A 17,191-nucleotide genomic window follows, 5' to 3' on the forward strand; every position below is an offset into this window, starting at 1 on the left:
TGGACCCCTGGGGGGTGAGGAGGTAGGGCGGTGTCAGTCGTCGGCCATGTAGCCGCTGCGGACGCTGTGCACGAGTCGGGCGAGCAGGTCGTCCCACGCGTCGAGCGCCGGCTGGTCGAGCTCGGGGCCGGACGTCGCCAGCCAGTGCTCCGCGATGACGACGATGCCGCTCATGAGCGACTCGACGAGCAGCGCGGCGTCGAGGGGGTCGGCGGCCGGGTAGCGCCGGGCGACCTCGTGCCGGAGCCGTTCGGTCACACGCGAGAACGCCGTCTGGGTCAGGACCGCGGCCTTCGGGTCGTCCTTGCCGGGGTCGCCGAGGATCCGGTACATGCTGGCGATCGCCGGAGCCAGGTCGGCGCCGCGGGCCGCGGACTCGAGCTCGTCGAACATCGACGCGCGGCTGCCGTCGCCGACCGGGGTCCGGGCCATGTCGGCGAGGAACCGGTCGATGATGACGGACAGCTCCTGTTCGCACACGGCGAGCAGGACCTCGTCGAGCGAGGCGAAGTGGTTGAACACGGTGCGCCGGGCGATGTCCGCCCGGGCGGCGAGGTCGTCCACGCTGAAGTCGCGGCCGCCGCGCTCGTCGATCAGGTCGCGAGCGGCCTGCAGGATCGCCGCACGGTGCTTCGCCTTGAGGGCAGCACGGCGGTCGGTCGCGATGGTCACGAGATGGAACACTAGGTGCATCGATGCACTCGGTGCAACGAGGTTGAGTGCATCCCCAGGTTCGTCCCCCGGAGCAGAACGCCTGTGCTGCACCACTGTTCAGCCGGAGGTGTCGGGTGCCAGACTGGACGGACGAACCGCCGCGTCACCGCTCGCGGATCCGCCGCCGTACGAAGGAGTACCCGATGCCCGTCCGCCTGTCCCCGGAGACCCTCGACGAGATCGCCGCGAGCGGTGTCGCCGTGCCCACCTACGACCGCGACGGCATCACCGCCGGCATCGTCCACTTCGGCGTCGGCGGGTTCCACCGCGCGCACCAGGCGATGGTGATCGACCGGCTCCTGCAGCAGGGCGACGCCCGCGAGTACGGCATCTGCGGCGTCGGCGTGCTCGAGCAGGACCGTCGGATGGCGACCGCGATGGCCGAACAGGGCGGGCTGTACACGCTCGTCCTCAAGCACCCGGACGGCACCCGCGAGTCCCGTGTCGTCGGCAGCATCGTCGAGTACCTCCTCGCCGTCGACGACCCCGACGCCGTCGTCGAGAAGATGGCGCACCCGGACACCAGGATCGTCAGCCTGACCATCACCGAGGGCGGCTACAACTTCGACCACGTCACCGGCGAGTTCGTCGCCGACGAGCCCGGCGTCGCGGCCGACCTGCGCGGCGACGGCCCACCCCGCACGGTGTTCGGCCTGGTGGTCGAGGCACTGCGCCGCCGACGGGACCGCGGCCTCGCCCCGTTCACCGTGATGTCCTGCGACAACATCCAGGGCAACGGGCACGTCGCCCGGTCGATGTTCACCGCCTACGCCCGGCTGCAGGACCCGGCCTTTGCGGACTGGATGGACGAGCACGTGGCGTTCCCGAACTCGATGGTCGACCGCATCACCCCGGTCACCGCCGACGAGGACCGCGCCTGGGTCCGCGACGAGCTCGGCATCGACGACGCCTGGCCCGTCGTCGCCGAACCGTTCTTCCAGTGGGTGCTCGAGGACGGCCACCCCGCTGGCCGCCCGCCCTACGAGGACGCCGACGTCCAGCTCGTCGACGACGTCGAGCCGTACGAACTCATGAAGCTGCGGCTCCTCAACGCCAGCCACCAGGGGCTCTGCTACTTCGGGTACCTGTCCGGGTACCGCTACGCGCACGAGGCCACGCAGGACCCGGCGATCGCGACCTTCCTGCGCCGCTACATGGACGAAGAGGGCACGCCGACGCTGCACCCGGTGCCCGGCATCGACCTGGAGGACTACAAGTCGACCCTGATCGAGCGCTTCCGGAACCCCGAGGTGCGCGACACCCTCGCCCGGCTCTGCGCCGAGTCGAGCGACCGGATCCCGAAGTGGCTGCTCCCCGTCGTGCGCGAGAACCTGGCGGCCGGTCGCCCCGTCACGCTGTCTGCCGGCATCGTCGCGTCGTGGGCCCGCTACGACGAGGGCACCGACGAGTCCGGTGAACCCATCGAGATCGTCGACCGGCTCGCCGAACCCCTGCACCGCATCGCCCTGACCCAGCGCGAGGACCGCCTCGCCTTCATCGCGAACCGCCCGGTCTTCGGCGACCTGGTCGACGACGAACGGTTCGTCGCGGCGTACCGCGACGCCCTGGACGGGCTCATCGCGGACGGCGCGCACGCCACCGTGGCGCGCCTGTCGCGGTCCTGAGACGCGACCGACCGACGGACGGGAGGCCCGTGGCGGCGCCGCCACGGGCCTCCCGTCCGCCTGCTGCCCACGTGACGGGCGCGGGACGGCGGTTCGTGTCCGCGCGCTGACGGTTCCGGTTCGCGAACCCCGAGGATCGTGAACCGGAACCGTCAGTCGCTCACCGCGCGACGTCGTCCCACGGCACCGGGGTGGTCTCGCCCGTCTCCCAGTCGCGGCGCAGCACGCCGTAGCCGACCGACCCGACGGCCGGGCCGCCGTCGACGGGCCACGCCTCGCGGTAGTGGGCCTCCTGCACCCAACCGGCACGGACGAAGACCCGGCGCATGGCGGTGTTGTCCTCGCGGGTCTGCCCCTCGAAGCGCGTGATCGCCGGCATCGTCGTGAACACGTGGTCGGTCACCGCACGCAGGGCGGGGACCCCGAGGCCCCGACCCCGGAACCGACCGGCCAGGCGCAGGTCGAACAGGGGGACGGGGTCGGCCAGGTCCTCGAGGCGGACCAGTCCGATCCGCCCAAGGTCGTCGTGGTCGAGCCAGGAGGTGTCGTGCTCGTCGTCGCGGTAGGCACCGGAGTCGACGGCGCTCGCCGCATCGGCGGCGCTGATGCGGCGTCGGACGTGGAACGGGAACTCCTCGGACGTCAGGAACGCGAGCAACTCCTGGCGGTCGGTGCCGGTGGGGTCCAGGCGGGTGAGGCGGACGGCGGGAGCTGGCATGCCGCTCAGGGTAGTTGCACGGTCATCGGGCAGGCTCGGGGCGTGCGAGGTGGGACGAAGGCGACGACCGCGGCCCTGACGGCCCTGGTGCTGGTCGGGTTGGTGGGGTGCTCCGGCGGCCCGGGTGGGGCGTCGACCGGGCCGACGTCGTCGGCGTCGGCGTCGGCTTCTGGGGCCGCAACGGCTTCTGGTTCTGGGTCGGCTTCCGAGTCCGTGGCGCCGTCGACCGACCCGGCCACTGCCCGGGCCTTCGCGGCGCTGGAGCGGCGGTACGACGCACGGCTCGGGGTCGTCGCCGTCGACACCGGGGACGGTCGGACGATCGAGCACCGTGCGGGGGAGCGGTTCGCGTTCGCGTCGACGAACAAGGTGTTCATCGCGGCTGCGGTCCTCGACGCCTCGTCCGACGCCGACCTGGCGACCGTCGTGCACTGCGACCGCGGCGATCTGCTCGAGTACGCGCCCGTGACGAGCGGGTACGTCGACACCGGGATGACGGTGCGCGAGCTCATCGACGCCGCGCTCCGCTCCAGCGACAACACCGCGGCGAACCTGCTGGTGGAGCGGCTCGGCGGGCCGGACGCCGTCGAGCGGTGGCTGCGCGGCATCGGGGACCGGACGACGCGTGTCGACCGGGTCGAACCCGACCTGAACGAGGCGACCCCGGGCGACCCACGGGACACGACGACGCCGGAGCGGTTCGCAGCGGACCTCCGGACCGTGCTGCTCGGGGACGCCCTCGACGCCGCCGACCGGCGGGTGCTCCGCGAGGCGATGCTCGGCAACACGACCGGCGACGCGACGATCCGTGCCGGGGTGGACCCGTCGTGGCGGGTCGCCGACAAGACCGGCACGGCGTCCTACGGGGTGCGGAACGACATCGCGATCGTGACGCCGCCCGGGCGGGCGCCCATCGTGCTCGTCGTGATGACGAGCCGGGCCGATCCCGGTGCGGAGCCGTCGGACGCGCTCGTCGCCGCGGCGACCCGTGCCGCGGTCGCCGGGCTGAGCGACTGAGTCGCACGCGTCGCGGGACCAGCGTCGCGGGACTGTCGTCGCGGGACTAGCGGAGGGTGGTCGCCCAGCGCCCGATGGCGTCGTAGGCCCGTTCCCGCACCTCCGGCGCGGACAGCACCACGTCGTGCAGGGCACCTTCGAGTCGGCGGACCGTGACCTCCTCGCCGAGGGAGAGCGAACGGTGCGCCACCGTGTCGACGTTCAGGGCGACGTCGGCGCGCGCCATCCCGGGGTCCCACCGCGGCTGGAGCATGCTCTTGTCGCTCAGCATCACCAGGGTCGGGACCCCGATGCCGAGGCCCTTCTCGACCTGTGCCTGGCCGTCGAAGACCGCGGCGAGCCACCCGGGGTGCAGGGGGAAGCCGCGCTCCGGCCGCCACTTCTGTTCGTAGGTCCACGACCCCTCGCCCTCGGCCGAGACGGTGCGGGTGTAGAAGCCGGGGTCGACGGCGGGCATCGGAGCGAGGGGGTTCCGACGGGCACCGAGCTTGATGACCGGTGCGACGATCGCCCGGCCGACCGCGGTGGCCTGGAACTCGAGCCACGGGCTGTTCAGCACGAGGCCGTGCACGAGCTCCGGGTGCCGGGCGGCCCAGAGCGACAGGGTCAGGCCACCCGTGGAGTGGCCCATCGGGACGAGCCGGCGGCGGTCCGAGCCGGGGTGCTCGGCCGAGATCGCGTCGAGCGCCGCGGCGATGTCCTCGTCGTACACCGCCAGGTCGTCGACCATGCCCGGGGTCTGGTACGGGCGCAGGCTCCGACCGTACTTCCGCAGGTCCAGCGCGTGGAACCGGGCACCGAGCCGCTCGAGGCGTTCGGCGAGCTCGACCTGGAAGAAGTAGTCGGACCAGCCGTGCACGTAGAGCACGTCGACCCCGTGCAGGGGCCCACGGCCGTGCAGCAGCAGGTCCGTCGGGGTGTGCCGGCGGCGGACCAGGGTGGCGACGACGGGTCCCTCGGAGTCGGTGCCGAGCGGCAGTTCGAGCCGTTCGTACGGTGCTCCGAGCACGTCCTCGTGCCACCCCTGGTCCGTCATGCGCCGAGCGTATCCGGCGCTGCTGCGGGTGGTGCGGGTGCGGCGGGGTCGCGTGGCCGTCACCCGGCCAGGACCACGACCTTGCCGCTGATCCGTCCCGCGGCCGCCTCGGCGTGCAGCGACGGCAGTTCCGTCAGCGGGATGCGCCGGGTGACCTCGACCGTGAGCGCCCCGGCGTCGACCAGGGACACCAGCTCCGCCAGGCGTTCGCGGTTGCGCAGGACGAACACCGTCGCCGCCCGGACCCCGCGGGACTCGTCGCCCGGCGTGGCCATGAACGCCGTGGTGCTCACGACCGCGCCGCCGTCGCGCACGACGTCGACCAGTGCCGCGAAGTCCTGCGGGTCGATCGGGGCGAGGTTGAGCAGCACGTCGACCGGCTCCGTCACGGCGGCGCGGACGTCGGTCGTGCTGTGGTCGATCACCTCGTGGGCGCCGGCTGCCCGGACGGCATCGATGCTGCGCGGACTCGCCGTCGCGATGACGTGGACCCCGGCGCGCACGGCGAGCTGGATCGCGTACTTCCCGACGACACCGCCGGCGCCCGTGATCAGGACCCGCTGACCCGCCTCGAGCCGCCCGTCGTCGAACAGTGCCTGCCAGGCGGTGAGTGCCACCGACGGCAGGGCCGCCGCGTCGGGCAGCGGGATGCTCGTCGGTGCGGCGACCACCGCATCGGCCGGTGCGACGACGTACTCGGCCGCCCCGCCGTCGAGTTCCATCGGCAGGAACGCGATGACGGCGTCCCCGACCGCGATCCCCTCGACGCCGTCGCCGAGCGCGTCGACGGTGCCGGACACGTCGTAGCCGGGGACGTGCGGCAGCTGGACCGGGATCGGCAGGAACCCGCCCCGCATCCCGTTGTCCGCCGCGTTGAACGCCGAGGCGGCGACGCGGAGTCGCACCTGCCCGGCGCCCGGGGTGGGCTCCTCGACGTCCTCGGTGCGGAGCACCTCGGGACCGCCGACCTCGTGGAACCGTACTGCCTGCATGATCGTGCCCTTCGTCGGTGTTGCTCGTTGTGCTTCGAGTTCGAAGCAACTAGCGGAGACGCTAGCACTGCTTCGAACTCGAAGCAATAGGTAGGATGGGTTCCGTGACCGATGCGCCGAACTCCCTGACCCCGACGCAGCTCGGGGCGTACTTCGCCTTCACCGAGGTGAGCAGCCTGCTGCGCCACGCGGTCGAGCGGCAGCTGCGCGACGTGGGCGGCCTGAGCTACGTGCAGTTCCAGCTGCTCGCCCGGCTCGGTGACGCACCGGGCGGGCAGCAGCGCATGACCGACCTCGCGGACGGGGTCGTCTACAGCCGCAGCGGGTTGACGTACCAGGCGCAACTGCTCGAGCAGCGTGGGCTGGTCACCCGCGGGCCCTCGCCCGACGACGAACGCAGCACGGTCGTGACGATCACCCGGGGCGGTCGTGACGTCCTCGCCGCCGTCTTCCCCGGGCACATCGAGGCGCTGCACACCCTGCTGTTCGCGTCGATGTCGGACGCGGACGTCGACGACCTCGCGCGGATCCTCGGGGGAGCGGCCGAGCACCTGCGCGCGAACCCGCCTCGATCGGCGGGCGCGCGACGGCGCAGCTGACGGGACGGCCGGGGCAGGCGGTCGTACCCGCGCGGGTCACGCCAGCCCGTCGCGCCGGCGGGGTCCCGGTCTAGCTGCGGGGAGCCCGCACCAGGAACAGCGTCACGGCGCCGAGGACGACAGCGGCGACGATGAGCGCCCAGGCGAGCACGATGACCGGCCCGTCCCAGGGGGTGAAGAGCAGTCCGACCCCGATCACCAGGGCCACGGCGGCGCCGATGAGGGCGAGGCGGTGCGGTCGTACCGGAGCGGTGCGTGTCACGGTGCCCACGGTACGCGCGCCGGCCTGGCAGTGCGGCGTCGAGCGGGCACGCCGGTCACACCGTCGTGCGCATCACCCACCGCCACTTGGCGATGCGGCGGTCGCGCACGAACCCGAACTGCGTGAACAGTTCTTCCGGTCCGGTGTGCAGGTAGGCCCCGCGCTGCGGCTTCCGCTCGACCGTCTGCTCCGGGTAGGCCTCGACGGTCCCGCCACCCGCCCGCCGGATCTCGTCGAGCGCGGTCGTGACCGCGGCGCGTGCGACCCCCTGACCGCGGTGCCGGGACTCGACGAACACGCAGCCGATCCGCCAGTCCGGCGGCGCCTGGGCATCCCGGGCGTAGGCGCCGGGGTTCAGGATCGTCGGCAGCTCCACCGGCCGCCCGAACTGGCACCAGCCGACCGCCGTGCCGTCGGCGTAGACGAGCACCTGGTGGTTCGTGCCGTTCCGCACGTGTCGGCGCTTCGCCTCCTGGTGGGACACCGTCGGATCGGGCGTCCCGCGTGGACCGTCCGGGTGGAAACCGATGCACCAGCACCCGCCCCACACGCCGTTGCTGCGGGTCACGAGCGCGGCGAAGTCGGGCCACGTCTCCTCGGTGAGCATCGCCGTCGAGTACTCCATGGGCCGATGATCCTCCGGCCCCGGCGATCCCGCCACCACCGCAACCGTGGTGTCCGGAACGGCGCGCGACCGGTGGTCAGGCTGCGCTGCGCCGGGCGGCGACGAGGCCGGAGACGAGCGCCGTGACGCCGAGCCCGATGCCGACCGCGCCGGCGAGTGCACCGAAGGACATCAGGGCACCGGCACCGATGTTCGCGCCGCCCTCGCCGGACTCGTTCGCGTTCGCGTACCCACCGAGGAACGAGGCCAGGAACGCCACGACGAGGAACGCCGTGCAGAGGATGTGCAGCACACGCGGCGCGAGCGGGGTCATGTCCGGATCGTAGCGCGGCGGTCCGGACGCGGTCGGCTGACGGCCCGGAACGGAACCACGAACGGCCTGGAGGCGCGGTGCCAGCTGGCACCGCGCCTCCAGGCCGCCCTGGGCGTGGGCCCTAGGACAGCTTCTTGCTGTCCTCGAGCCAACCCGCGAGCTTGGTCATGTAGTCGGCCTGCGACGCGTAGTCGAGGGCCGGGAACGTCCAGCTGTGGACCTGCCCCGCCTCGAGCGCGGCGTTGTCGGCGAAGGTCGGCTGCTTCTCCAGATCGGCGACCTGGTAGCCCTGCTGCGACAGCAGCAGCACGTCACCGGTGATCTGGCCGGCGTTCTCCCACGAGTAGATGCCCCAGTAGAAGCCCTCGGGCTTCGGGTTGACGAAGTCGACCCCGTACGACGCGTACATCTGCAGCGACGGCTCGTCGGTCGGGCGGGTGACGTAAGCGCCGTCACCGTCGGCGTACATCGAGACGACCGACAGGTCCTTCTCCTTGGAGACCTTCTCGAGCTCGTCGGCCGCGGTGTCGAAGCGCTTCTCGGCGGCGTCGACCGTCGACTCCTTCGCGCCGAGGGACTCGGACAGTTCCGCGATCTTCTCGATGACGTCCTCGCCCTTGCCGCCCCACTTCACCTGGACGACCGGCGCGATGGCCTCGATCTGCTTCTCCTGCGGCTTGTCCTTGAAGCCGTAGCCGGGCTGCTTCGTGTCGAGCGTGCCCTTGGCGTCGGTCGGGTAGACCGACGTGACGACGAGGTCGGGCTTGAGCGCGGCGAGCTGCTCGAGGTCGATGTCGCCGTAGGCGGTGCCGAGCTGCGTGATGCCGTCGGTGTCCAGGCCCTCGAAGCGGGCGTCCTTCGCCATCGTCAGCTGCCCGAAGGTGCCGACGGGCTTCAGGCCGTACTCGATGAACGACAGGGCGATGTCGTTCAGCACGACGACGCGCTTCGGCGTGTGGTCGACCTTCACGGTGGCGCCCGTGGCGTCCTCGTACGACCACGCCTTCGACGCGGCGGTGCCGCCGTCGGAGTCGGAGTCGTTCGAGTTGCCGGTGCTCGAGCAGCCGGTCAGGAGGAGTGCCGAGACGGTCACGGAGGTCAGGAGGGCGGCGCGCAGGTGGCCACGTCGGGAGGTCTTCACGTTAGGAGAGGCTAACCTAAGTTCGCGGCACTCGCCAGCACGTCTTCGGTTTTCGTCGGGACCGTGTGCTCCGTCGGGGCGCTCGGGGCCGTGTGCTCCGTCGGGGCACTCGGCACGGGGTCGTGCTCGTCCGCCTCGGGCACGATCATCGGCGCACCGGTCACCGGGTCGGCGAACACCCGGGCGTGCAGACCGAACGCCTGCTCGAGCAGTGCCGGGGTGAGGACGTCGTGGGGTGTGCCGTCGGCCACGACCCCGCCGTCGTGCAGCACCACGAGCCGGTCGGAGTACCGCGCCGCGAGCGACAGGTCGTGCAGCACCATCACGATCGTCGAACCCTGCTCGCGGTTCAGCCGCCGGACGAGCCGCAGGACCTCGAGCTGGTGCGCGAGGTCCAGGTAGGTCGTCGGCTCGTCGAGCAGGAGCGTCTGGGCCTGCTGTGCGACGACCATGGCGATCCAGGCGCGCTGGCGCTGCCCGCCGGACAGGCTCGTGACGTCGCGGTGCGCGACCTCGGTCAGACCGGTGGCGGCGATGGCCTCTTCGGCGACGGCCGCGTCCTCGGCGGTCCACGGCTTCGCCCACGACTGGTGCGGGTTCCGGCCGCGCATCACCAGGTCGAGGACGCTGGTTCCCGCGGGGGCGACGGGGGACTGCGGCAGGATCGCGAGCTTGCGGGCGACCTGGCGGTTCGGTTCCCGGCGGATCGGGGTGCCGTCGAGCAGGACCTCGCCGGCCTGCGGCTTGAGCACGCGGCCGAACGCCTTGAGCAGCGTCGACTTGCCGCAGCCGTTCGCGCCGAGGAACGTCGTGACCGTGCCGCGTTCGATGCGCAGGTCCAGGTCGCGCAGCACGGGCTGGCGGTCGTAGCCGACGGACAGGGCCGTGGCCTCGAGGACGGGGGTGTCGTGCGGGTGCTCGTGCTGGTGCTCGTGATCGTGCTCGTGCGGGTGCTGCTGCTGGTGCGGTGTTGTCATCGGGACATCTCCTTGCGGTGACGGACGAGGAGCCAGATCAGGTACGGCGCCCCGATCACGGTGGTGATGATGCCGACCGGCACCTGCCACGGGAACGCGGACCGGGACAGCAGGTCGGCGCCGAGCACGAGCACGGCGCCGAGGGCACCGGCGAGCAGCAGCGGCGGCCGGTTCGTGCCGGCGAGCCGGAGCCCGACCTGCGGCACGACGAACGCGACGAAGCCGACCGGCCCCGCGGCGGCCACGGCGGCGGCGGTCAGCACGACCGCGAGCGCGATGACGAGCAGCCGGTGCCGCTGGACGCCGAGACCGACGCCCGTCGCGACCTCGTCGCCGAGCTGCCCGATGCCGAGCGCCGCACTCGTCGCCAGTGCGATCGGCACCGCGACGACGGCCACCACGAGCAGCGGCCAGACGCTCTCCCACGAGGTGCTCGACAGGCTGCCGACGAGCCACTGCGACGCCGCGGTGGCGACGGTGATCTTCGCGCGGACGAGCAGGTAGCTCGTCACGGCGTCGAGCGTCGCGCTCACGCCGATGCCGACCAGCACGAGCCGGTAGCTCTGCACACCGCCGCGCCAGCCCAGGCCGTACACCAGGACCGCAGCGACCAGGGCGCCGATCGTGGCAGCCACCGGGATCCCGCCACCGAGCAGCAGGGACGAGACCGAGTACGTCCCGCCGCCGAGCACGATGGCCGCGACCGCACCGACGCTCGCGCCCGCGGTGACACCGATGATGTCCGGGGTCCCGAGGGGGTTTCGGGTGAAGGTCTGGGTGAGCGCCCCGGCGACCCCGAGCGTCAGGCCGACGAGTGCGCCGGTGAGCACGCGGGGCAGGCGCAGGGTGGTGATGATGAAGGCGTCCGGACCGGACTCCAGGCCGAGCAGGGACCGGATGACGACCCCGGGAGCGATCCACGTCGAGCCGACCGCCGTCCCGATCACGATGAGCACCAGGACGGTGGCGAGCGACCCGACGGTGTACCAGAACACCCGCGGGCGCCAGGCGAGGCCGACGGGGCCGATGCGGATGCCGGCGCGGCCGGGGGTGTGGGCAGCGGGGGTGGGCGTGCCCGGCGTGGTGGTCTCGGGCGTGCTTCCGGGCGTGCTGCCGGTGCTGCCGGGCGTGCTGCCGGTGCTGCGCACCGCTGCCCCGCTCACAGTGACACCAGCGATCGGCGACGGGCGACGGCGACGAACACGGGGCCACCGATGACGGCGAGCACGATGCCGACCTCGACCTCGGAGAACCCGCCGATCAGGCGACCGATGACGTCGGCGAGCAGCACGAGGGCGGCGCCGACCAGACCGGAGACCGGCAGGGTCCAGCGGTGTCCTGTGCCGACGAGCGCGCGGGCGACGTGCGGCACGGTCAGGCCGACGAAGCCGATCGGGCCGGCAGCAGCGGTGGCGCCGGCGGCGAGCAGCGTGATCCCGCCCAGGCCGACGAGCCGGGCGACGAGCACGTTCTCGCCGAGCCCCTTCGCCAGCTCGGACCCGAGCCCGAGGGCGTCGAGGGCGCGGACGTTCAGCACCGCGAGCACGAGCCCGGCGGCCAGGAACGGCCACACCGCCCCGAGGATGTCGAGCTGTCGTGCGGCGAGCGATCCGACGACCCAGAGCCGGTACGCGTCGAGCGAGGCCTGGTCGGTCAGCACGACGAAGGAGGTCAGGGCGGCGAGCAGTGCCGACACCGCGGCCCCGGCGAGGGCGAGCGGAACCGGACTGGCCGTGCCGCTGCCGGCGATGGTCACCGAGAAGACGACGACGCTGGCGACCAGGGCCCCGACCAGGGCGAACCAGACGGTCGCGCTCGTGCTCGTCACCCCGAACACGTAGACGCCGAGCACCACCGCGAGCCCCGCTCCCGACGAGACGCCGAACAGGCCGGGGTCGGCGAGCGGGTTGCGGGTGTGTCCCTGCATGAGGAGTCCGGCGATGCCGAGAGCCGCACCGACCGCAGCACCGATCAGCGTGCGCGGGATGCGGGAGCCCCACACGATCGCCTCGTCGGTGCTCGACCCGGAGCGTGTGAGCCCCGCCCACACCTCGGCGACACCGATGCGGTTGCTGCCCAGCAGCATGCTCGCCACGGCGACGAGCACCAGGGCGACGACGAGTCCGATGATCACCGCGGTCCGTCGCCGCATCGCGGTCCGGTGGACGCCGAGGGCGCGGGACGCATCGCCGGCTCGGGCTCGGGACGCGTCGGGTTCGGGGGCCTCCGGACCGGAAGCCAGAACGGGATTGGGGGCTGGCACGGAAGTCATCTTAGGTTAGCCTTGCCTCATGGCGAAGACCCCGCGGCTCCTGCCGACGAACCCCCGGCTCTTCCGCGCCCGTGTCCTCCGGACCCAGCGGGTGACCCCCTCGATGCAGCGCGTCACCGTCACCGGGGACGACCTGCACGAGTTCGGCTACCTCGGCTTCGACCACTGGTTCCGCCTGTTCGTCCGACGCCCCGACCAGGACGCCTTCCGGATGCCCGACCTGGACGGCAAGAAGTGGTGGCCGACGTTCCTCGGCATCCCCGAGGACGTCCGTCCCCACTGCGCGAACTACACCGTCGCCGCGTACCGCCTGCTCGCCGACGGCACCGCCGAGCTCGACATCGACTTCGTCGTGCACCTGGACCACCGCGGCGAGCTCGAGGGCCGCGCCGCAATCTGGGCCTGCGCTGCACGTCCGGGCGAGGAGCTCGCGATGCTCGACCAGGGCTGCATCTTCGATGTCCCCGCCGGCACCAGCGAGGTCATCGTCGCCGCCGAGGAGACCGGCCTGCCCGGCGTCGTCGGCATCGCAGCCTCGTTGCCGCGCGACACCGTCGGCCGCATCATCCAAGAGGTCCCGTCCGCCGCCGACATCCGCGACCTCGACGCCCCCACCGGCGTGCAGGTGACCTGGATCGTCCGGCAGCCGGGTACCGTCCCAGGCAGTGGTGCACTTGCCGAACTGCAGCGGCACGTGCCGTCCGACGACCAGGGCTACGCGTTCGTCGTGGGGGAGTCGCGGCTCGCAACGGAGGGCCGCCGCCACCTGCACCGTGCGGGTCTGCCGAAGTCGCGCATCACGTTCTCCGGGTTCTGGAAGCACGAGACGAAGGTCTCCGTCCCCGCCTGACCCGCGCGGCACCTGGTGCTTCCGGGCGTACCGCCACAGAACTTCTGCCCAGGTACGCCCGTTCCGCCCAGGTACGCCCGGTTCCGCCAGGTACGCCCGGTCCCGCCAGTCATGCCCGGTTCTGCCAGGTCTGCCCGGTTCTGCCAGGTACGCCCGGTCCTTCCCCTTGCGCGCGCGTTGCCTGGTGCTTTCGGGCGTACTGCTACAGAACTTCCGCCCGAGTATGCCCGTTCTGCCCACGTATGCCCGGGCACGCCAGGTACGCCCGTTCTGATCAGGTACGCCCGGTCCTTCCCCTTGCGCGCGCGTTGTCTGGTGCTTTCGGGCATACCGCCACAGAACTTCTGCCCGGGTACGCCCGTTCTGACCAGGTACGCCCGGTCGCGCTAGGTACACCCGGTTCGGCCCGGTACGCCCCGTTCTGACCAGGCACGCCCGGTTCCGCCCGCTACGCCCGGTCCTTCCCCTGGCGGGCGCGGTACCTGGTGCTTTCGGGCATACCGCCACAGAACTTCTGCCCAGGTACGCCCGATTCCGCCAGGTACGCCCGCTCTCGCCAGCCGCGCCGCGCACGCGACGCGACCAACGGACGGACGGGAGGCCCGGTGCCAGCTGGCACCGGGCCTCCCGTCCGTGGTGGGTGGCGTCAGCCCTTGAGGCCCGAGCCCGTCACGCCCTCCACGATCTGCCGCTGGAAGATCAGGTAGAGGATGATCAGCGGCAGCGCCGCCAGGATCGCACCGGCCTGGATGTCGGCGTAGCGCTGCCCGAAGCTGCCCTGGACCGTTGCGAGCCCGACCGGGATCGTCATGAGGTCCGGGTTGGACAGCACGAACAGCGGCAGCAGCAGGTTGTTCCACACCCCGACGAAGGTCAGGATCGTCACGGCCGCGATCACCGGACGCGACAGCGGCAGGATGACCGACCAGTAGACCTTCCAGATGCCGGCGCCGTCGATGCGCGCCGCCTCTTCGAGCTCCTTCGGGATGCCGTCGAAGAACTGCTTGAAGATGAACACCGCGATCACGGCGGGCACCTGCGGGAAGATCACCGACCAGTAGGTGTTGAGCAGGCCGACCGCGTTGAGCTCCTGGAAGATCGGGATGATCAGCACCTGCGTCGGGATCATGATCCCGAGGATGATGAGCAGGAACGCGATGTTGCGGCCGCGGAACACGAGCCGCGACAGGGCGAACGCCGCCATCGACGCGAACAGCACGGTGAGTGCCGCCGTGACGACGCTCGTGATGGCGCTGGCGAGGTACCAGTTCCAGATGTCGCCGGCCTGGAACAGCGACGAGTACGAGTGCAGCGTCGGGTTCCAGTTCGACAGGATCGCGTTCGCGCCGAGGGCGGCGACGCCGTTGTCGGACAGGGACGTCTTCAGGGCGAACACACTCGGGATGAGCCAGATGATCGCGAAGATCGTCAGGACGATCCCCGACGCGATCGTGAAGCCACGACCGCTGACGCCGATCTTCGCGGCGCTCGTGGGAGCGGCGGACGAGACGCCGGTGCGGAGCTTGCGGCCGGTGGTGATGCTCTCGGTGGCGGTCATGTCAGGCCCCGATCTCTCGCTTGGCGGCAGCGCGCTCGACGAGCTGCCGGATGACCGCGATCGCCACGATCACGATGAACAGGAGGACCGACGCGGCCGATGCGGCACCGAGACGGTTGTCGGTGAAGCCGACGCCGGTGATGAGCTGCAGCGAGACCTGGGTCGAGATGCCCGGCCCGCCGTTCGTCATCAGGTAGACCTGGTCGAAGATCTTCAGGCTCGCGATGATCTGCAGCAGGACGACCAGCGTCGTCGTGCGGCCGAGCAGGGGGAGCGTGATCGACTTGATCTGCTGCCAGTTCGACGCGCCGTCGACGGCGGCTGCTTCGTACAGTTCGCGCGGGATCTCCTGCAGACCGGCCAGGTAGAGCACGAAGTTGAAGCCGAGGGTCCACCACACGGTCGCGATCGCGACACCGATCATGGCGGTGTTCGGGCTCGACAGCATTCCGGAGCCGGGCGTCATGCCGATCGCCGACTGCAGGCTCGCCCACAGACCGGTGCTCGGCGTGAAGATGAACACCCAGATCAGCGAGATCGTCGCCGACGGCAGGATGAACGGCAGGAAGAACGCCAGACGGAAGAACCACTGCCCGCGGTTCATCCGGTTCGTCAGCACGGCGAAGACGAACGCCAGGATGACGAGCGGCGGGGTCGTGTACAGCGTGAACTGCAGCGTGTGCCAGAGCGACGACCAGAAGTCGCTGCGCCCGAGCATCTCGGCGTAGTTCGCGAACCCGGCGAAGCTGCCGAGCCCGGTGCGGACGGTCGAGGTGTTGAAGAAGCTCGTGACGATCATCCAGACCGTCGGGCCGAGCAGGAAGGCCACGTAGAACAGGCCGAACGGGGCGAGGAACAGCCAGCCGCTGCGGCCCTGGCCGCGGTTCACGCTGGAGCCGTAGGAGCGGTTCCGGCGGAGACGCGGCGCGGTGGCCGCGTCGGTCGGCCGGTCGAGGACAGGTGCTGTGGTCACGTCATCGTGCCTTTCGCGCGGTGTTCACGGCGATCGCGGGGGTCGTCTGCCCGGGGTGGTCCGGCCGGGCGGTTGCGTGCCGGGTCACAGGGGGCTCGGGGTGTTGAGGTACGTCGCGAGCTGCGACTTGATGGCGCTGAGGGCCTGCGCGGGGGACGAGCTGCCCTGCTGCACGAGGGCGAGCTGGGCGCCCACCGTGCCCTCGAACGTCGAACCCGAACCGCCGTACCAGGCGGCGTCGTCGAACACGGCGGTCTCGGCTGCGGCCGCGTAGTTCGACTGCGGCGTGAGCTTCTTGTACGCGGCGCTGTCGAACGTCGGGATGTAGGCCGGCACGTGCCCGCCCTCGGCCCACGTCAGGCTCTGCTCGAGCATCTGCTTGATGAAGAGCATGTGCTGCTTGCGCTGCTCCGGCGTGCGGGCCTTCTTCGGCAGGACGAACGTGTGCGAGTCCGCCTGGGTCGCCGGCTTGTCGTAGAGCTGCGGGATCGGCGCCATGCCGAAGTTCAGGCCCTTGATCGACTGCGCGGTGCTGATCTCCCACTCGCCCTGCATGAAGAAGCCGGCCTTGCCGTCGAACATGAGCGACTGCGCGGTGGCGTAGTCGAGGGCCTTGTTCAGCCAGCCCTCCTTCACCCACTTCTGGGTGCGGCTCGTGACCTCGTTGTAGGCGTCCTCGTTGACGGTGAGCTTCGATCCGCCGTCGCTGATGAACGGGGTGGCGTCCTTCAGCTGGTTGTACATGGTCCAGAAGAAGCGCCACGGGGTGGCCGTCTCCGGCACCACGTTCGCGACGTTGAGCGCCGTGCCGCCGGTGACCTTGGCGACCGCGGCGAGGGCCTTCTCGAAGTTGTCCATGCCGTTGAGGTCGACGAGGTTGCCGTCGCCGTCGATCAGGCCGGCCTTCTTGCAGACGTCGACGTTGTAGAAGAGGACGAAGGGGTGGGTGTCGAGCGGGACCGCGATGTTGTTGCCGTCGGTCTTCTGCGCCGCCCAGGCCTTCTGGTTGAAGTCGGCGGCGCTCAGGCCGACGCTCGCCAGGTCGTCGGACGTGATCGGGTCGAGCAGGTCACCGTCCCAGAGTGGCTTCGCGCGGGTCAGGTGCGCGACCGCGACGTCCGGCGGCTTGTTCCCGACGGTCGCCAGTGTCAGCTTCGAGTAGTACGGGTTGCCCCACGCGAACGTGGTGCCCTGCAGCGCGCTCGAGCCGCCGTGCTGCTTCGCGTAGCCGTCCTCCATGGCCTGCATGCGGACGCCGTCGCCGCCGCCGAACAGGTTCCAGAAGACGAGGGTCTCGGGGTTGAGTGCGCTGCCGGCGAGGCCGGCGGCGAGGGGGCTCGAGCAGGCGGCGAGCGGCAGGACCGTCGCGGCCGCTGCACCGGCGGCGAGGAAGCCCCGGCGCGAGAGGCGCGACGCGGGTGTTGCGGGTGGGATCGGCATGGCATCACTCCATCGGGATGGGCCGGGCTCGGGAACAGGGTCGGTGCTCCCGCCGGAGCATCGCTGCTCCGGACCCGGA

18 protein-coding genes are annotated in these 17,191 nt (G+C 71.4%); 4 read left to right on the top strand and 14 right to left on the bottom strand.

The genetic code is table 11. The annotated features are described in order from the left end of the window. Nucleotides 1-33 precede the first annotated feature (33 nt). Nucleotides 34-672, bottom strand: a complete 639-nt coding sequence (locus tag DEJ00_RS12865; protein WP_027466131.1) for a TetR/AcrR family transcriptional regulator — start codon at nucleotides 670-672, stop codon at nucleotides 34-36. A gap of 185 nt (nucleotides 673-857) precedes the next feature. Here DEJ00_RS12865 and DEJ00_RS12870 point away from each other — a divergent pair, with 185 nt between their 5' ends. Further along, nucleotides 858-2,339: a mannitol dehydrogenase family protein gene (locus DEJ00_RS12870; RefSeq protein WP_111057623.1), complete on the top strand. Its 1,482-nt coding sequence runs from the start codon at nucleotides 858-860 to the stop codon at nucleotides 2,337-2,339. A gap of 160 nt (nucleotides 2,340-2,499) precedes the next feature. Here the strand turns inward: DEJ00_RS12870 and DEJ00_RS12875 are convergent, their stop codons facing one another. Continuing rightward, nucleotides 2,500-3,057, bottom strand: a complete 558-nt coding sequence (locus tag DEJ00_RS12875) for a GNAT family N-acetyltransferase (protein ID WP_111032873.1) — start codon at nucleotides 3,055-3,057, stop codon at nucleotides 2,500-2,502. Nucleotides 3,058-3,099: 42 nt separating this feature from the next. On the opposite strand from DEJ00_RS12875, the gene bla reads away from it, so the two are divergent. Continuing rightward, nucleotides 3,100-4,074: a class A beta-lactamase gene (bla, locus tag DEJ00_RS12880; RefSeq protein WP_111057624.1), complete on the top strand. Its 975-nt coding sequence runs from the start codon at nucleotides 3,100-3,102 to the stop codon at nucleotides 4,072-4,074. A gap of 46 nt (nucleotides 4,075-4,120) precedes the next feature. Here the strand turns inward: bla and DEJ00_RS12885 are convergent, their stop codons facing one another. Together DEJ00_RS12885 and DEJ00_RS12890 are read right to left on the bottom strand one after the other, a co-directional pair. Further along, nucleotides 4,121-5,110, bottom strand: coding sequence for an alpha/beta hydrolase (locus tag DEJ00_RS12885; protein WP_111057625.1), 990 nt, complete (start codon nucleotides 5,108-5,110; stop codon nucleotides 4,121-4,123). Nucleotides 5,111-5,169: 59 nt separating this feature from the next. Next, on the bottom strand, nucleotides 5,170-6,102 hold the full coding sequence (locus DEJ00_RS12890) for an NADP-dependent oxidoreductase (protein ID WP_111057626.1): 933 nt from the start codon (nucleotides 6,100-6,102) through the stop codon (nucleotides 5,170-5,172). A 95-nt stretch (nucleotides 6,103-6,197) separates the two neighbouring features. On the opposite strand from DEJ00_RS12890, the gene DEJ00_RS12895 reads away from it, so the two are divergent. Next, nucleotides 6,198-6,701 (top strand): MarR family transcriptional regulator, encoded by a 504-nt coding sequence (locus DEJ00_RS12895; RefSeq protein WP_220032970.1) that lies wholly within the window; start codon nucleotides 6,198-6,200, stop codon nucleotides 6,699-6,701. Between the two features lie 70 nt (nucleotides 6,702-6,771). Here the strand turns inward: DEJ00_RS12895 and DEJ00_RS12900 are convergent, their stop codons facing one another. The 7 genes from DEJ00_RS12900 to DEJ00_RS12930 form a co-directional block, all read right to left on the bottom strand. Then, nucleotides 6,772-6,963: a hypothetical protein gene (locus DEJ00_RS12900; RefSeq protein ID WP_110862603.1), complete on the bottom strand. Its 192-nt coding sequence runs from the start codon at nucleotides 6,961-6,963 to the stop codon at nucleotides 6,772-6,774. 55 nt (nucleotides 6,964-7,018) lie between these two features. Then, the gene (locus DEJ00_RS12905; RefSeq protein ID WP_220038876.1) at nucleotides 7,019-7,588 is read right to left on the bottom strand and encodes a GNAT family N-acetyltransferase; all 570 of its coding nucleotides are present in this window, start codon (nucleotides 7,586-7,588) and stop codon (nucleotides 7,019-7,021) included. Nucleotides 7,589-7,664: 76 nt separating this feature from the next. Beyond that, on the bottom strand, nucleotides 7,665-7,901 hold the full coding sequence (locus DEJ00_RS12910) for a hypothetical protein (protein WP_111057627.1): 237 nt from the start codon (nucleotides 7,899-7,901) through the stop codon (nucleotides 7,665-7,667). 121 nt (nucleotides 7,902-8,022) lie between these two features. Beyond that, complete coding sequence (locus DEJ00_RS12915) at nucleotides 8,023-9,042, bottom strand: ABC transporter substrate-binding protein (RefSeq protein WP_071404231.1); 1,020 nt, start codon at nucleotides 9,040-9,042, stop codon at nucleotides 8,023-8,025. A gap of 11 nt (nucleotides 9,043-9,053) precedes the next feature. After that, nucleotides 9,054-10,019 (bottom strand): ABC transporter ATP-binding protein, encoded by a 966-nt coding sequence (locus tag DEJ00_RS12920; RefSeq protein WP_111057628.1) that lies wholly within the window; start codon nucleotides 10,017-10,019, stop codon nucleotides 9,054-9,056. Beyond that, complete coding sequence (locus DEJ00_RS12925) at nucleotides 10,016-11,167, bottom strand: iron chelate uptake ABC transporter family permease subunit (protein WP_111057646.1); 1,152 nt, start codon at nucleotides 11,165-11,167, stop codon at nucleotides 10,016-10,018. Before DEJ00_RS12925 ends, DEJ00_RS12920 begins: the two co-directional genes overlap by 4 nt. An 11-nt stretch (nucleotides 11,168-11,178) precedes the next feature. Continuing rightward, entirely contained in the window at nucleotides 11,179-12,282 is a 1,104-nt protein-coding gene (locus DEJ00_RS12930) for an iron ABC transporter permease (protein ID WP_231495694.1), read from the bottom strand. A 28-nt stretch (nucleotides 12,283-12,310) separates the two neighbouring features. On the opposite strand from DEJ00_RS12930, the gene DEJ00_RS12935 reads away from it, so the two are divergent. Further along, nucleotides 12,311-13,141, top strand: a complete 831-nt coding sequence (locus DEJ00_RS12935) for a siderophore-interacting protein (protein ID WP_111057629.1) — start codon at nucleotides 12,311-12,313, stop codon at nucleotides 13,139-13,141. A 646-nt stretch (nucleotides 13,142-13,787) separates the two neighbouring features. Here the strand turns inward: DEJ00_RS12935 and DEJ00_RS12940 are convergent. The 3 genes from DEJ00_RS12940 to DEJ00_RS12950 form a co-directional block, all read right to left on the bottom strand. Then, on the bottom strand, nucleotides 13,788-14,699 hold the full coding sequence (locus tag DEJ00_RS12940) for a carbohydrate ABC transporter permease (RefSeq protein ID WP_027466145.1): 912 nt from the start codon (nucleotides 14,697-14,699) through the stop codon (nucleotides 13,788-13,790). 1 nt (nucleotide 14,700) lies between these two features. Then, nucleotides 14,701-15,672, bottom strand: a complete 972-nt coding sequence (locus DEJ00_RS12945; RefSeq protein WP_027466146.1) for a carbohydrate ABC transporter permease — start codon at nucleotides 15,670-15,672, stop codon at nucleotides 14,701-14,703. 84 nt (nucleotides 15,673-15,756) lie between these two features. Beyond that, the gene (locus tag DEJ00_RS12950; RefSeq protein ID WP_027466147.1) at nucleotides 15,757-17,112 is read right to left on the bottom strand and encodes an extracellular solute-binding protein; all 1,356 of its coding nucleotides are present in this window, start codon (nucleotides 17,110-17,112) and stop codon (nucleotides 15,757-15,759) included. Nucleotides 17,113-17,191: the final 79 nt, after the last annotated feature.

This window comes from Curtobacterium sp. MCLR17_039, assembly GCF_003234745.1.
GTDB lineage: Bacteria > Actinomycetota > Actinomycetes > Actinomycetales > Microbacteriaceae > Curtobacterium > Curtobacterium flaccumfaciens.

What these genes read in the sequence shown, in the direction of transcription:
- DEJ00_RS12870 (WP_111057623.1), top strand. Translation starts at nt 858, where the DNA reads ATGCCCGTCCGCCTGTCCCCGGAGACCCTCGACGAGATCGCCGCGAGC.
- DEJ00_RS12875 (WP_111032873.1), bottom strand. Translation starts at nt 3,057, where the DNA reads ATGCCAGCTCCCGCCGTCCGCCTCACCCGCCTGGACCCCACCGGCACC.
- DEJ00_RS12885 (WP_111057625.1), bottom strand. Translation starts at nt 5,110, where the DNA reads ATGACGGACCAGGGGTGGCACGAGGACGTGCTCGGAGCACCGTACGAA.
- DEJ00_RS12890 (WP_111057626.1), bottom strand. Translation starts at nt 6,102, where the DNA reads ATGCAGGCAGTACGGTTCCACGAGGTCGGCGGTCCCGAGGTGCTCCGC.
- DEJ00_RS12895 (WP_220032970.1), top strand. Translation starts at nt 6,198, where the DNA reads ATGGGTTCCGTGACCGATGCGCCGAACTCCCTGACCCCGACGCAGCTC.
- DEJ00_RS12905 (WP_220038876.1), bottom strand. Translation starts at nt 7,588, where the DNA reads ATGGAGTACTCGACGGCGATGCTCACCGAGGAGACGTGGCCCGACTTC.
- DEJ00_RS12910 (WP_111057627.1), bottom strand. Translation starts at nt 7,901, where the DNA reads ATGACCCCGCTCGCGCCGCGTGTGCTGCACATCCTCTGCACGGCGTTC.
- DEJ00_RS12920 (WP_111057628.1), bottom strand. Translation starts at nt 10,019, where the DNA reads ATGACAACACCGCACCAGCAGCAGCACCCGCACGAGCACGATCACGAG.
- DEJ00_RS12935 (WP_111057629.1), top strand. Translation starts at nt 12,311, where the DNA reads ATGGCGAAGACCCCGCGGCTCCTGCCGACGAACCCCCGGCTCTTCCGC.
- DEJ00_RS12940 (WP_027466145.1), bottom strand. Translation starts at nt 14,699, where the DNA reads ATGACCGCCACCGAGAGCATCACCACCGGCCGCAAGCTCCGCACCGGC.
- DEJ00_RS12950 (WP_027466147.1), bottom strand. Translation starts at nt 17,112, where the DNA reads ATGCCGATCCCACCCGCAACACCCGCGTCGCGCCTCTCGCGCCGGGGC.